The sequence below is a fragment of the Parasphingomonas caseinilytica genome (assembly GCF_036663755.1).
Lineage (GTDB): Bacteria > Pseudomonadota > Alphaproteobacteria > Sphingomonadales > Sphingomonadaceae > Sphingomonas.
Genome location: NZ_JAXOJL010000009.1, coordinates 174,745 through 188,655, shown reverse-complemented (window position 1 = coordinate 188,655; position 13,911 = coordinate 174,745). Strand labels below are relative to the sequence as shown.

Genomic DNA, 13,911 nt, shown 5'->3' with positions numbered 1-13,911 from the left:
GGGGTCCACTGGCCCGGGATCTCAGCACTTAATTTATAATCTCGTCGAAAGCCGCTTGGTGGACCCCGGAACAAGTCCGGGGTGACGGGGCTATCTCCTAAATGGTCGAGCGCAGACACCCCGTTGCCGTTCCTCCCGCGACCGCCTATCTCCGAACGATGGCCACCATCGCACCATCCCCCGTTTCCCTGACGCCCTCTGCCGCCGCGCGGGTCGCGGCGATTGCGGAGCGGCAGGGCAAGCCTGCCATCCTGCGTCTGGCAGTCGATGGCGGCGGATGTTCGGGGTTTCAGTACAAGTTCGAACTCGCCGATGCGGTCGCCGATGACGATGTCGTCGCCGAAACCGATGCGGTGAGGCTGGTGGTGGACGCGATCAGCCTGGATCTCGTGCGCGGCTGTGCGGTGGATTATGTCGAATCGCTCGGCGGCGCGGCGTTCAAGGTCGAAAATCCCAACGCCGCCTCCGGTTGCGGCTGCGGCTCCAGCTTCTCGGTCTGACCCCCGCAGTGAAGATCGTCACTTACAATATCAACGGCATCAAGGCGCGCCTGCCGCGTCTGGTCGAATATCTGACCGAGCAGCAGCCCGACGTGGTCTGCCTGCAGGAACTGAAGACCAGCGACGAGACCGTTCCCGAGGCCGATATCCGCGCGGCGGGATACGGCGTGGTGTGGCATGGGCAGAAGAGCTGGAACGGCGTGGCCGTGCTGGCCAGGGGCGCGGACCCGATCGAACGCCAGCGCGGGCTGGCGGGCGAGCCCGAGGACGAACATAGCCGCTACCTCGAATGCGAGGTGAACGGCGTGATCGTCGCTTCGCTCTATCTGCCCAACGGCAACCCTCAGCCGGGGCCGAAATTCGATTACAAATTGCGCTGGATCGAACGCCTGTCCGACCGCGCGCGCGTCCTGCTCGCCGAGGAGAAGCCGGTCGTGCTGGCCGGTGACTATAATGTCATCGCCAATGACGACGATACCTATTCGGTCCGTGCGATGGCCGACGATGCGTTGATGCAGCCGGAAAGCCGCGAGGGCCTCCGCCGGCTGATCGCGCAGGGCTGGACCGATGCGCTGCGCACGCGCTTCCCCAAAGGCGGCGTGTGGACCTTCTGGGATTATCAGGCCGGCGCGTGGCAGCGCGACGCCGGCTTCCGCATCGATCATCTGTTGCTGTCACCCGTCGCCGCCGATCGGCTGGCCGATGCCGGCGTCGACAAAGAGTATCGCGGGCGCGAAAAGGCCAGCGATCACGCGCCGACCTGGGTTAAGCTCTCCTCTAAATAGCTGAATTTCAAAGGGGCCGCTTGTGCGCAGGATGATCGCCGGACTGTTGTTGATCGTCGCTGCGCCGGCTTATGCGGAGGATCGCGATTATTGCCCGCAGCGTCCCGGCCTGGGCACGCCCGCCTGTACGATGGCACCGGGCAATGTGTCGGTGGAAACGGCCCTGGCCGATTGGACGCTCGATCAGGATGCCGATCAGCGCACCGATACGATCCTGATCGGCGATACGCTCGTTCGCGTGGGTCTGGCCGACGCGATCGAGTTGCAATTGGGCTTCACGCCGTTCGGCCATGTGCGCACCCGCGACAAGGTCGCCGGCGATATCGATAGTGCGAACCGCGTCGGCGATGCGTCGATCGGGTTCAAGGTCAATCTGAGCAATCCCGACGGCAGCGGCTTTTCCGCCGCGCTACTTCCGTTCGCCACGCTGCCGGTCGGTCGGACGCCCGTCGGCGCGGGCGATTGGGGGGCGGGGCTGCTCGTCCCGGTGACCTACGACCTGAGCGACGCCCTCAATCTCGAATCGACCTCGGAGATCGATGCGGCGGTGAATGAGGGCGGTCATGGCCGCCACGTCGCGTTCAGCGAAACGGTCGGGCTGGGATTCGCGCTGACCAAATCGCTGACCGCGACGGCCGAGCTGCAGGCGCTCCGCGACGACGATCCATCGGGCGCGACGACGCAAATGCTCGCCGGGCTCTCGCTCGCCTGCATGCTGGGCAAGAATATGCAGATTGATGCCGGTGCCAATGCCGGCCTGAACCATTATGCGCCGGACGTTGAACTCTATCTCGGCGTTTCACGGCGCTTTTGAATCGGTTTGACGGCATTGGCGCGCAGCGCGCCGATGGTTGGCGATAATTCCCAAACTATCGCCGTGATTGCCGAGCGGTTGGTGCCGACTTTCCGGTAAGCTATTGAAGATACGTCCATCGAGTGTTTGGCATGCATAATGCACTAACACAGTCACGATCGGCATGAAGCCGGATCGATCGATGGAGGATTTCATGATCAAGACCGTAATCGCCGCCGTTTCCGGTGCGCTCATCGCCGTCGCTACCCCGGCATTCGCCGATGTCGCTAAGCCCATGTCCGATGCATCCGCCGAAGTTTCGACGGCACCGGCCGCGACGGCTGCTCCGAAAAGCGCCGTGAAGCCGACGCGCTATTGCATCAAGGAAACGATCACCGGTTCGCGCCTTCCCACCCGTGTCTGCAATACCCGGGAAGATTGGCTGGCACAGGGCTTCGATCCGCTCGCCAAGTGAGGTGACAGGCCCGCGACGTACATAAACGTCGCGGGCCGCGCCTCTCACAGCGTGCGTTCGTAAATCTCGTATTTCTTGTTGATCTTGCATTCGATCAGATCCGCGATCGATCGCATCCCCTGATTGTCCTCGAGGATCCAGCCGATCTCGCCGCGCGATGCGCCATATTCGGCCACGGCGGACCGGCGGATATATTCGATCATCATCAGCGCCAGCTGGCTCGCCAGGCGCGACGATTGCAGGCGTTTGACGACGCCCATCAGCGGTACGCGCACCGTGCGCACCTTGGGCTTGCGCAACCACCACAGCAATTTCGCCCAGCCGAAGGGAAGCAGGCTGCCGTTCAGCGGCGCGATCGCCTCGTTCAAATCGGGCAGGACGATCATGAACGCGACGGGTTCGCCATCCACCTCGGCGATGCGGATCAGATCCTCGAACACGATCGGCTTCAGCTTCACTCCGACATCGACGATTTCCGGCTCGGTCAGCGGCACATAACCCCAATTATCCGACCAGGCATCGTTGAGGATCGCCAGGATGATCGCGGCTTCCTTGTCGAACTTCGACTTGTCGACCTTGCGGATGCGGATGCGCGCATTCTTCTCGCCCGCGGCGATGATCCGGCCGACCAATGGCGGGAAGTTTTTCGTGATGTCGAGATCGTAGGTGTAGAGCGTCTTAACGCCGTGATACCCGGCGGATTCGATCCATTCCTGATAATGCGGCTTGTGATGGCCCATCATGATCGTCGGCGGATGATCGAACCCCTCGATCAGCAGCCCCGGCTCTTCCCAGATCGACATGCTGATCGGCCCGAGCGCGCGCACCATGTTCTTGTCCCGCAACCATTGCTCGGCGGTGGCGATCAGCGCGTGCGCCAGATCGCGATCCTCCGCCTCCAGCAACCCCCAGCAGCCGACGCCTGGGCCAAAACCCTGCTCGGCCGGAAGCGTCAGCGCCAGCGTATCGATATGCGCGGAGATCCGCCCGACGATCTTGCCGCCGCGCTCGGCCAGATAGAGTTGCGCCTCGGCATGGCTGAACCAGCCATTCTTCTCCGGCGTGATCAGTCCCAAAGCTTCGCCCTTCAGCGGCGGCACCCAATTGGGATCGTCTGCGTTGAGGCGGAAGGCGAGGTCGATGAACGCCTTGCGATCGGCCTTGCTGTGGATCGGACGGATGATGAGGGATTGGTCGGCCAAGCTACGCGCCTTTTGCGGAAAAGAGGTCGTTTCAGTCCCGCGTGCGTGGTCCGCTGTCAAGGCTGCACCCTCTGCAACACGGCGGACCTTTCGCCGCCACGCTGCCGCCACTATCTGGGGATAATGGAACGCATTATGGAAAGCACTCTCTCCTTCGATCGCCGCGCTGCCGCGCCCGTCGTCGCGCCGCGCGCCGCGCGGGAACGCATCGCCGACGATCGCGCGATGCTCCGCGCCGCCGCCGATCTGACGCGGGATATCCTGGCACATCGCCCGGCCATCTATTGGACGGACCTGATCGCCTCGGCGGTCGTCGGCTATGCCGCCTTCGCCGCTGCATTGCTCGCGCCGGGCGGCTGGGCCGTGCTGGCCGCGATCATCTCGGTCCTGGCGCTGTACCGGGCGGGATCGTTCATCCACGAACTGACGCATTTCAAGCCGTCCGCCGTGCCGGGCTTCCACATCGCCTGGAACGCGATCGCCGGCATCCCGCTGCTCGTGCCCAGTTTCATGTACGAAGGCGTGCACAGCCTGCACCACGCCCGCACGCGTTACGGCACGGCGGAGGATCCGGAATATCTGCCGCTCGCGCTGATGAAGCCATGGTCGTTGCCGCTGTTCATAATCGTGTCCGCGCTCGGCCCGGTCGCGTTGCTGTTCCGTTTCGCCGTGCTGACGCCGCTGTCGGTGATCCCGGCGGTGCGGCGGCTGGTGATCGAGCGCTATTCGTCGCTGTCGATCAACCCCGCCTTCCGCCGCCGCGCACCGGAAGGCGCCGCGCGCACGCAATGGCTGTGGCAGGAAGCCGCCGCCAGCGTGTGGGCAATCGCGGTGATCGCGATGGTCGCGACCGGCATCGTGCCGCTGCGCGTCTTCCTGATCGGCCTCGGCATCGCCTCGGCGGTGATGGTGATCAATCAGGTGCGCACGTTGGTCGCGCATCTGTGGGAAAATGAGGGCGAGGCGATGACCGTCACCGCGCAATATCTCGACACCGTCAACGTGCCGCCGCCGGCCCTGCTGCCGATGCTATGGGCACCGGTCGGCCTGCGCTATCATGCGCTGCATCACCTGCTGCCCGGCCTGCCATATCACGCACTGGGCGAGGCGCACCGCCGTATCTCCGCCGCGCTGGAAACGGAATCGCCCTATCACAAGGCGAGCTATCCGGGCCTGCCAGGTCTGGTGGCGAAGATCGCGCGCAGCACTATGGTGGCGCGCTAAGGGCAGGGGCTGCCCCAACCGGAATGCGACGCCTCTCGGCGATGGCCCCGGCCACATCGACATGGCCCCACGACGCAGTTAGGCGTGCGCCATGGAACCATCGCCTGCCGACTTTGTAACCCCGGCCATCGCTAACGAGCGTCGGCCTTGAGCGCCGGCCCCAAGACCGTGCCTGAGCGGTCGATCACCAGCATCGCTGCTTTTGCGTTCGTCTACGTCGTGGCGATGGCGCTGTTCTTCCGCGCGCCTATTTTCAGCGGGTTCGACCTCGGCTTCGGCGATCGCGCGGACGGGATGATCGAGATCAGCATTCTCGAACATTGGCGCAATGTTCTGAGCGGTGCCGCCGTCTGGAATACGACCGGCTATTTTCATCCCTATACCGGCACGCTTGGCTATAATGACGGGTATTTCCTCTACGGACTGGTCTATTCCTTCTGGCGGCTGTTCGCGGATCCGTTTCACGCCGACACGCTGAACATCCTGACCTTCAAGACGATCGGTTTCGCGGCCGCCTATCTGCTGGTCGCCCGAACGCTCGGCTGGGGACGATCGAGCGCGTTGTTCGTGGCGTTGCTGTGGACCATCGCCAGCAACATCTCGCTTCAGGCGGTGCATGCCCAGTTGCAGAGCGTGGCGTTGCTGCCGGTCGCGATGATTGCGGCAATCGCGATGGTTCGGGCGGAGGAGGATGGCCGCCATCTGCAGGCGCGATTGCTGGCCGTCGCGCTCGCCGCCCTGATGGCGGCCTGGCTGCTGACCTCCTATTACATGGCCTGGTTCACGATCTTTTCCGCGGGCCTGTTCGTCGTCTGCTGGTGCGTCGTGAGCGGCAACTGGCGGCCCGCTGCTTTGGTCGGCTTCTTGCGCCGGCATGCCGGCACTTTGTTCTGCGGTGTCTGCGCCTTCATCGTCCTGATCATTCCCTTCCTCATCGTCTATCTGCCGAAGGCGCGCGAGACCGGCGGGCAATCCTATCACCAGATGCTCGGCTACCTCGTCACGCCGTTGATCGACATGATCAATGTCGGGCCGGGCAATTACGTCTGGGGCTGGATCTTCCAGGCGTTGGCCGCGCTGATCCATGCGATCAATCCGGACAGTCCAACGCTGCCCGCACGTCTGCTTGGTGGGGAACATCAATCGGGACTTCCGCTGGTCTCGTTCATCCTGATCGTGACGGCGGCTAGGCGGATCATCGTGCTGCGGCGTGCCGGGCAGAATCGGCCGGTCTCGATCGAGTTGCGCGCCTTTGCGCTGGCAATGATCGTGGCGTGGTTCCTGACCTTGCAATTCAACGTGGCATCGCCTTGGGGTCTGGTGTTCGAACTGGTGCCGGGCGCGAAGGGCATGCGGGTCGTGTCGCGCTACCAGCTCTGGCTGGTGCTGCCGTTCTTGCTGCTCGTGGTCGTGGCGTGGCGGGAGCGGGCGAGCATGCTGGCGCGATCCAGGCCATTCTTGGCTGGCGCGATCGTCATGGTGTTGGTCGCCGAAAATCTCAGTGCGGAATCGCCGGCGCAGCTCAGCCGTTCGGCACAATATTCGGCTTTGGGAACGGTCCCCGCGCCGCCAGCGGCCTGCGCTAGCTTCTACGTCGTCGCCACCCGCCGTGACGAACCGGTCTACATCAATGCGGAGGTGAATGGCATCTATCCGCATAATGTCGATGCGATGTTCCTCGCCGAATTCTGGCGCGTGCCGACGATCAACGGCTTCTCGACCTTCAATCCGCCCGACTGGAAGTTCGCCGACCCGCTCGCCCCGGATTACGACGCCCGGGTGCTGGAATATGCGCGCCGCCACGATCTGCGCGACCTGTGCCGGCTCGACGTCCGGCAGGCCGATCCCTGGACCCGCATTCCCGGCTAGAGTGCGATGACTTAAATAGAACCTTTCGTGCTGAGCTTGTCGAAGCACGTGCCACACAATCTCCGGTTGCGCTTGGAATACGTCCTTCGACAAGCTCAGGACGAACGGAGAGAGGGATGGGTCGACCTCACGTCATCATGCTCTAATTCGAACGGGCAATCTTTCGCCGGACCCGGCCACTATTCCTCGGTGCGCACCAGCACCGCTTCGCCGATCAGGAAGAACAGCAGGAACGGTGCCCAGGCCGCCAAAAACGGCGGGTAGGCACCCAGATTGCCCATTGCCAGCGCGAAATTGTCGGCGACGAAATAGGCGAAGCCTAGCCCCATGCCGATCGCGGCGCGCAGGAACAGCTTGCCCGATCGCGCCAGCCCGAAGGCCGCCACCGCGCCTAGCAACGGCATCAGCACCGACGACAATGGCGCGGAAAGCTTGTGCCATGCCGACCCTTCGAGTGCCTTGGTCGGGCGCCCGGCGTCGGACAGGTCGCCGATCGCGCTGCGCAACGCGCCGAACGACAGGGAATCGGCATCGACCGTGGCGAGCGTGAACTGGTCGGGCCGCACGCTTTTGGCTACCACCGGGTTGCCGATCTTCGTTTTCTTGCCGCTTGCCACGTCGAAGCGGGTCGCGTCGAAAATCTGCCAGCCCGGCGCGGCATAGCGTCCACGCTTCGCCTCGATGATGCCGACGAGATTGCCCTTCTCGCGATCGTAGAGCGTGATCCCGCCGAGTTGCGCCGCCGTGCCGCGGCCGTTGATCTGGTCGGCTTGGATCAGGTCGTCGCCATCGCGCACCCACACGTTGGAGCGATCGCCGCGGTCGATCGGCAGCGGGCCGTAATTGACGTTCTGCCATTGGTTGAGCGCCGACGTGGCCCGCGCGACGATGCGGTCGTTGAAGGTGAAGGAAATCACCGCGACGACCAGACTCGCCATTACCAGAGGTGCCAGCACCTGATGTGCGGAGAGCCCCGATGCCTTCAGCGCGATGACTTCGCTGTTCTGGTTCATCTGGCTCAGCGTCAGGATCGTGCCGAGCAACACGGAGAACGGCAGGACGAAGGCGATGATCTGCGGCGCGCGCAGGCTCATATAATGCCACACCTGCGCATCGCCGTTGCCGGGATAGGCCAGGATGTTGCCCGATTGGCCGAGCAGATCGAGCGCCTGCAGCACCAGCACCAGGCCGGCCATCACCGCGAAGGTGCGTATGACGAACAGCCGCGCCATGTAGATCGCGACGACGCGGGAGGGGAAGAAGTTCATGCCGCCTGCACTTCCGCTGCGTCCTGGCGCCGGGGGCCGCGCATACGGCGCACGATCCACTTGCCGATCTTCCCGAACACGCGCTCCAGCGCGCCGATCGGCTGGCCATCGGGCACATAGGCGATGACGTAATACATCCACAGAACCAAAGCGGCGAAGATCGCGAACGGCGTCCACAGCGCGATCAACGGATCGATCTTGCCCAGCCCGCCGATCGCCTCGGCATATTGGTTCACCTTGTGATACGTGACGACCATCACGATCGCCAGAAACACGCCGAGCGCCGAGGTCGAGCGTTTGGGCGGGATGCCGAGTGCCAGCGCGAGCAGTGGCAGCAGGAACATCGTCGCGATCTCGACAACGCGGAAATGGAAGGCGGATCGGCTGGTGTCGCGCAGATCCTCGCTGGTCTGCGGATTGCTGCCGATGCGCACCAGTTCGGGCAACGTGAGTTCCATATTGCCCTCGCCGCGCTGGCGGAAACTGCCATATTTGGGCAGCGGAATCGGCAGATTGTGCGTGGTGAAGGTCAGCACGCGCGGCGTCGGGATCTTCGGTGCCTGACTGATCAGGACGCCGTTGCTGAGCTGGAAGACGATCTCGTCGGGATTGTCGGTGGCAAGGAACTTGCCGCTCGCCGCCGTCACCGCGAACGACGTGCCGTCCTTGCCCACCGCCTGCACGAAGATTCCGGAAAGCTTGCGGCCCTCGTCACGGCTCTGTTCGATGCGGATCGTCATCTTGTCGCCGAAATGCGTGAACTCGCCGACCTTGATCGATGCGCCGAGTGCGCCGGTGCGCAATTCGTAGCGCAGATTCTCGTACGCGTAGCGCGCGGTCGGCTGGATATAGCCGACGATCGCCAGATTGATCGCCGCCAGCACGATGGCGAAAACGTACGGGATGCGCAGCAGCCGCCAATAGCTGATCCCGACGCCGCGCATCACGTCCAGTTCCGAAGACGTCGCAAGTTTGCGGAACGCGAGCAGCACGCCCAGCAACAGGCCGATCGGAATGCCCAGCCCGAGATATTCCGGCAGCAGATTGGCCAGCATCTTCCACACGACCGTGATGGGGCCACCCTCGGTCGCGACGAAGTCGAACAGCCGCAGCATGCGATCGAGCACGAGCAGCATCGCCGAGATCGTCAGCGTCGACAGCAGCGGCACGAGGATCAGCCGGACCATGTAGCGATCGATCGACTTCATGGTGGGGGCGGGGGGCTTTCGGAACGGGGACGCTACGGCGCGCCGGGATATTGGACGGGCAGCTATATCCGGGTCTGAGCCGTCCGTCAGCCGTTAATTGGCGAGCATCCCAAGTGCCGACCAACCCGTCATCCCGGACTTGATCCGGGATCCCGCTGCCTTGCCCCGCAGCCAGACGAAGAAGTGGGATCCTCGCCTTCGCGAGGATGACGGAATGGAATTATTCGGAGACCATCGCCGACGTCACTCCGCCGCGATACTCTGCGGTGCCGGCCGCTCCGCCGCCATCGCCGCGCCCACCGCACGTTCCAGGCCGGCGATCGTGAACGGCTTGCGCAGCACATGATGCCCGCCGAATTCCGCCTCGCCACCTGCTTCGCCGGCATAGCCGGTGACGAACAACACCGCGATGTGCGGATAATCGGCGGTGAGTTCGGCGATCAGTTCCGGACCTGTCTGGCCCGGCATCAGCACGTCGGACACGATCAGATCGACGGAGCCTGCCTTGGCCAGCATCGCCGGCGCGGCGCGGGGATCGCTGCACGGGATCGGACGATGGCCGAGATCCTCCAGCGCGCCGATCGTCGCGGTCAGCACGCGCGGATCGTCCTCGACCACCAGAATGTCGAGTGAAGCGGTCGGCCCGATGTCCGGCAGCGGCGCGGGGCGGGCCGACTTGGCCGGCGCGTCCGCGATGTGGCGCGGCAGATAGAGCGTCACCGTGGTGCCCTTGCCGGGCTTGGACTGAAGCCCGATCTCGCCGTTCGCCTGGCGCACGAAGGCGAAGATCTGGCTGAGTCCTAGGCCGGTGCCTTGGCCGATGGGTTTGGTGGTGAAGAAAGGTTCGAACACACGTTCCATCACTTCGGGCGTCATGCCGTGGCCGGTATCGGTGACGGCGATGGTGACGTATTGGCCCGCCGGGCAGCGGCCGACGGCGTGTTCGGCGAGATGCGTGCCCGCGGTGACGATCGTCATCTGCCCGCGCCCGTCCATCGCATCGCGGGCGTTGACGGCAAGGTTGAGGACGACGTTTTCGAGTTGATGCCGATCGGCGCAGGTCAGCCAGTTCTTGCCCTTGTCGCGCGCCTCGACCGTGATCGCGTCGCCCAAGGTGCGATCGAGCAGGTCGGACATGCCGGCGATCAGTTCGCCCGCCGCGATCGGCTCGACCCGCAGCGTTTCCTCGCGGCTGAAGGCGAGCAATTGCCGCGTCAGCGCGGCGGCGCGGTTGGCGCCTTCCATCGCATTGTCGATATGACGCGGCGTCGCGTCGCTATCTTTCTCCAAACTACGCTTGGCAAGCTCCAAACCGCCGACGACAACTGCCAGCATATTGTTGAAATCATGCGCGATCCCGCCGGTCAGCTGGCCCACCGCCTCCATCTTCTGAACCTGCCGCAATTTGCCTTCCTGCTTCTTCAGTTCGCTCGTCGCATGTTCGACCGCGAACTCCAGTTCCATCGCCCGCTCGCGCTGCTGCTCCGCCTCGGCCCGCGCGCTGGCGCGCTCGCCGAGCGCCTTGACCGTCAGCCAGCCGAGCACGATCGCGCCGATCACGATGAGCATGCCGAATACCGCCAGCACCGCCGCCGAACGGTTGGAGCGATCCGCCGATTTCATCGCATTGCTGGTGCGCGCATCGAGCAGGGCGCGTTCGTGCGCGATGATCTCGTCCAGCAGATCGTTGATCTGGCGCAGCGAAACGGAACCGCGTACCTTGTAATAGCGCTTCAGCGCCATGTCGTTCTTGCCGTAATTCGTGCTGAGCGCGGTATCCGACAATTCCTCGCCGCGCGTGTTGTAGGCACTGCGCAGCCGGGTGATCAGCCGGTTCTGCCCCGCATTGTCGCGCGTGACCTGGTCGAGCCGCTCGATCTGTTGCCCCGCGATCTTCCAATCGTCCGAATAGAGCCGCCCGAGTTGCTTGTCGGTGCTGATCACGTAGCGGCCGAGCGATGCCTCGGACCGCGCAATCGTGCTGGAGAAGGTGCGCGCGAGGATCATCACCTCGTAGCTGTGCGATTGCAGGCGCAGCGCACGATCACGCTGGCGATTGGCCTCGCCCAGCGTGAAGGTCAGGCCGACGAGCACGACCGCACCCAGCACCGCCATCACGATCAGCATGATGGTACGCCAGGCGGTCTTGCGCTCTCCCGCAGCCGCGATCTCGCCCTCTTTCCCCGTCATCGACCGGCGTTGTACACCCTGGTGCGACTCGTGCAAAGATATGGATTGGTATCGACGGGGCTGCCCCCGCCGCCCTTATCCATGTCGTCCCGTCCCATACCCACTGTCCTACAAACCCCGATCCATGCCACAGGGCGATCATGCTCAGCCGATCGCATCCGGGCCTATGCCTGCAACCGACCCTGCAAATGTTTCGCGCGAGGGCGTTCCAAGCCCGATATCGTGTGACTTTCGTGACTTTCGGGGGGCAGGCATGAGCTTCGATCTGCCCGGTTTCGATCTCGAATCGTTCGTCCGCACGACGCTGGCCGAGGATCTGGGGGAGGGGGGCGACATTACCTCCGCCGCAGTCATTCCGGCCGAGGCGCGTTTCAGCGGCGTGATGGACAGCCGCGATGCGATCGTCGTTGCCGGTCTGGGCATCGCCGAGGCATTCTTTCGCGCGCTCGATCCGGATGTCAGGATCGAGATGCTGGTCACGGATGGGCAGCGGGTGCCCGCCGGCACCGATCTGATGCGCCTCGAAGGCTCGGCGCGGGCGATGCTGACGGCGGAGCGCTCGGCGCTGAACACGGTGCAGCATCTGTCCGGTATCGCCACGATGACGCGAAGCTATGTCGACAAGATCGTCGGCACCGGCACGACCCTGCTCGATACGCGCAAGACCATCCCCGGCCTGCGTCGGCTGGAGAAATATGCGACGAAGATGGGTGGTGCCACCAATCATCGCATGGGCCTGTGGGATGCGGCGATGATCAAGGACAATCATGTCGCCGTGGCCGGCGGTGTCGGTCCGGCCGTAGCGCGCGCGAAGGCAGCGGGGATCGCCAGCATCATCGTCGAGGTCGACCGGGTCGACCAGATCGAACCCGCGCTGGCGGCGGGCGCGACTCATCTGCTGCTCGACAATATGGATGCGCCCACCCTGCGCGGCGCGGTGACATTGGTCGGCGGACGCGTGCCGACCGAGGCGTCGGGCGGCGTGCGGCTGGATACGATCCGCGCGCTCGCCGAAACCGGCGTGACCTATGTCAGCGTCGGCCGGTTGACGCAGTCCGCGCCCGCCGCCGATATCGGCCTGGATTTCAAGGAGATGCCCGCATGAACCTGAAGCTTCTCGCCCTCGTCGCGCTCGGCCTGCCCGGCGTGGCACAGGCCCAGGCCTATCAATGCGCCATTCCCGGCAATGTGCCGACGCCGCGCGCCGATCTGCCGTCGGCCGACCAGCCGAAGCGCGTGTTGCCGATCGGCAGCTATACGCTCGCGATCACTTGGGCACCGGGATATTGCCGCGCGCACAAAGACGATCGCTCGGCACGTTTCCAGTGCGGCGGCGGCAATCGCTTCGGCTTCACGTTGCACGGCCTGTGGCCGGACGGCGTGGGCAAGGATTGGCCGCAATATTGCGCCGCCACGCCGATCGTACCGAAAAAGGTGATCCGCGACACGCTGTGCTTGACGCCGTCGCCGCAGTTGATTCAGCACGAATGGGCCAAGCACGGCACCTGCATGGGCACGACGCCGGCCGCCTATTTCCGCAGTTCGACTCGTCTGTTTGCAGGGCTGCGCTATCCCGACATGGACGGTCTGTCGCGCGGGGCCCTGACGGTCGGCGATTTCTCGGCCGCGTTCGCGAAGGTCAATCCGGGCCTGCCGGTGACGTCGATCCGCGTGACGGCGACGAAGCAGGGCTGGCTGGACGAGATTTGGCTGTGCCTGGACAAGGCGTATAATTACGAACGCTGCCGGCCGAATTCGGGCGGCTTGCCGGCAAGTGCAGACCTCAAGATCTGGCGCGGGCGGCGTTGAGGAGTAGCGCTCCCGATTGAATACCCATGCTTCCCCGGCGGAGGCCGGGGTCCAGTCGCGACGGTCCCAGTTACTTAGCGCTGCGTCCGATTATTTCCGTCTCCCGACTGGACCCCGGCCTTCGCCGGGGAAGAGGAGGAAGGAACGGGGTATCCTTACCCCTCGACCGTCGCCGTGGACGGGTGATGCTTGTCGAGATGCTTCTTGATGATGCGCAGATTGCGCGTGTTCGATCGGAAGAAGAAGTCCGGCACGACGCCGATGATCGGGATCAGACCGAGCAGGAAATCGGTGCCGACATTGCCGAACATCCGCGCCATCTGCAGCTTCGACATGCCGAGGTTGCGTGCTTCCCACACCAGCCATGATCCCATCGCGGCGGCGATCACGTCGCCGGCGACCGGAACGATCCCGATCAGCACGTCCAGCCCGACCTTGCGGTTGGTACCCGGGATGGTGAACAATCCCTCCAGCAGATGCTCCATCGCCACCACGCGCTGCCGGATCGCGGCGGCGTCGGTGCCCAAGGGCAGCATGCCCGCCATGCGGCGGATGGGATCGTTATCGATGCGCGTGGTGTTGGCCATG

At 64.3% G+C, this 13,911-nt stretch carries 13 protein-coding genes; 8 read left to right on the top strand and 5 right to left on the bottom strand.

Annotated features, from left to right (window positions below):
- Window positions 1-158: 158 nt before the first annotated feature.
- The 4 genes from erpA (at window position 159) to U1738_RS17555 (ending at window position 2,553) form a co-directional block, all read left to right on the top strand.
- The gene (erpA, locus tag U1738_RS17570) at window positions 159-500 is read left to right on the top strand and encodes an iron-sulfur cluster insertion protein ErpA (protein WP_332790322.1); all 342 of its coding nucleotides are present in this window, start codon (window positions 159-161) and stop codon (window positions 498-500) included.
- A gap of 8 nt (window positions 501-508) precedes the next feature.
- On the top strand, window positions 509-1,285 hold the full coding sequence (gene xth / locus U1738_RS17565; RefSeq protein ID WP_332790321.1) for an exodeoxyribonuclease III: 777 nt from the start codon (window positions 509-511) through the stop codon (window positions 1,283-1,285).
- Window positions 1,286-1,316: 31 nt separating this feature from the next.
- The gene (locus U1738_RS17560; protein WP_332790362.1) at window positions 1,317-2,099 is read left to right on the top strand and encodes a transporter; all 783 of its coding nucleotides are present in this window, start codon (window positions 1,317-1,319) and stop codon (window positions 2,097-2,099) included.
- Window positions 2,100-2,292: 193 nt separating this feature from the next.
- Window positions 2,293-2,553 (top strand): hypothetical protein, encoded by a 261-nt coding sequence (locus U1738_RS17555; protein ID WP_332790320.1) that lies wholly within the window; start codon window positions 2,293-2,295, stop codon window positions 2,551-2,553.
- 44 nt (window positions 2,554-2,597) lie between these two features.
- Here U1738_RS17555 and U1738_RS17550 read toward each other — a convergent pair whose 3' ends face one another.
- Window positions 2,598-3,755, bottom strand: coding sequence for an N-acetyltransferase (locus tag U1738_RS17550; protein ID WP_332790319.1), 1,158 nt, complete (start codon window positions 3,753-3,755; stop codon window positions 2,598-2,600).
- Window positions 3,756-3,890: 135 nt separating this feature from the next.
- Between U1738_RS17550 and U1738_RS17545 the strand changes: the two genes are divergently transcribed.
- Complete coding sequence (locus tag U1738_RS17545) at window positions 3,891-4,979, top strand: fatty acid desaturase family protein (RefSeq protein WP_332790318.1); 1,089 nt, start codon at window positions 3,891-3,893, stop codon at window positions 4,977-4,979.
- A gap of 147 nt (window positions 4,980-5,126) precedes the next feature.
- Window positions 5,127-6,848, top strand: a complete 1,722-nt coding sequence (locus tag U1738_RS17540) for a hypothetical protein (protein ID WP_332790317.1) — start codon at window positions 5,127-5,129, stop codon at window positions 6,846-6,848.
- A 179-nt stretch (window positions 6,849-7,027) separates the two neighbouring features.
- Here the strand turns inward: U1738_RS17540 and lptG are convergent, their stop codons facing one another.
- The 3 genes from lptG to U1738_RS17525 all read right to left on the bottom strand — a co-directional run bounded on the left by lptG (window position 7,028) and on the right by U1738_RS17525 (window position 11,514).
- The gene (gene lptG / locus U1738_RS17535) at window positions 7,028-8,116 is read right to left on the bottom strand and encodes an LPS export ABC transporter permease LptG (protein ID WP_332790316.1); all 1,089 of its coding nucleotides are present in this window, start codon (window positions 8,114-8,116) and stop codon (window positions 7,028-7,030) included.
- The gene (gene lptF, locus U1738_RS17530; protein ID WP_332790315.1) at window positions 8,113-9,324 is read right to left on the bottom strand and encodes an LPS export ABC transporter permease LptF; all 1,212 of its coding nucleotides are present in this window, start codon (window positions 9,322-9,324) and stop codon (window positions 8,113-8,115) included. Before lptF ends, lptG begins: the two co-directional genes overlap by 4 nt.
- Before the next feature lie 243 nt (window positions 9,325-9,567).
- A complete protein-coding gene (locus tag U1738_RS17525) occupies window positions 9,568-11,514 on the bottom strand; it encodes an ATP-binding protein (RefSeq protein WP_332790314.1) in 1,947 nt (648 codons plus the stop codon).
- A gap of 253 nt (window positions 11,515-11,767) precedes the next feature.
- Here U1738_RS17525 and nadC point away from each other — a divergent pair, with 253 nt between their 5' ends.
- Both nadC and U1738_RS17515 read left to right on the top strand, forming a co-directional pair.
- Window positions 11,768-12,619: a carboxylating nicotinate-nucleotide diphosphorylase gene (gene nadC / locus U1738_RS17520; protein ID WP_332790313.1), complete on the top strand. Its 852-nt coding sequence runs from the start codon at window positions 11,768-11,770 to the stop codon at window positions 12,617-12,619.
- Window positions 12,616-13,323, top strand: a complete 708-nt coding sequence (locus U1738_RS17515) for a ribonuclease T2 family protein (RefSeq protein WP_332790312.1) — start codon at window positions 12,616-12,618, stop codon at window positions 13,321-13,323. Before nadC ends, U1738_RS17515 begins: the two co-directional genes overlap by 4 nt.
- Window positions 13,324-13,478: 155 nt before the next feature.
- Here U1738_RS17515 and U1738_RS17510 read toward each other — a convergent pair whose 3' ends face one another.
- Window positions 13,479-13,910, bottom strand: coding sequence for a DUF4112 domain-containing protein (locus tag U1738_RS17510; protein ID WP_443027044.1), 432 nt, complete (start codon window positions 13,908-13,910; stop codon window positions 13,479-13,481).
- Between the last annotated feature and the right edge of the window lies 1 nt (window position 13,911).

What these genes read in the sequence shown, in the direction of transcription:
- U1738_RS17545 (WP_332790318.1), top strand. Translation starts at nt 3,891, where the DNA reads ATGGAAAGCACTCTCTCCTTCGATCGCCGCGCTGCCGCGCCCGTCGTC.
- U1738_RS17515 (WP_332790312.1), top strand. Translation starts at nt 12,616, where the DNA reads ATGAACCTGAAGCTTCTCGCCCTCGTCGCGCTCGGCCTGCCCGGCGTG.
- nadC (WP_332790313.1), top strand. Translation starts at nt 11,768, where the DNA reads ATGAGCTTCGATCTGCCCGGTTTCGATCTCGAATCGTTCGTCCGCACG.
- U1738_RS17560 (WP_332790362.1), top strand. Translation starts at nt 1,317, where the DNA reads ATGATCGCCGGACTGTTGTTGATCGTCGCTGCGCCGGCTTATGCGGAG.
- lptG (WP_332790316.1), bottom strand. Translation starts at nt 8,116, where the DNA reads ATGAACTTCTTCCCCTCCCGCGTCGTCGCGATCTACATGGCGCGGCTG.
- U1738_RS17510 (WP_443027044.1), bottom strand. Translation starts at nt 13,910, where the DNA reads ATGGCCAACACCACGCGCATCGATAACGATCCCATCCGCCGCATGGCG.
- U1738_RS17525 (WP_332790314.1), bottom strand. Translation starts at nt 11,514, where the DNA reads ATGACGGGGAAAGAGGGCGAGATCGCGGCTGCGGGAGAGCGCAAGACC.
- U1738_RS17555 (WP_332790320.1), top strand. Translation starts at nt 2,293, where the DNA reads ATGATCAAGACCGTAATCGCCGCCGTTTCCGGTGCGCTCATCGCCGTC.
- erpA (WP_332790322.1), top strand. Translation starts at nt 159, where the DNA reads ATGGCCACCATCGCACCATCCCCCGTTTCCCTGACGCCCTCTGCCGCC.
- lptF (WP_332790315.1), bottom strand. Translation starts at nt 9,324, where the DNA reads ATGAAGTCGATCGATCGCTACATGGTCCGGCTGATCCTCGTGCCGCTG.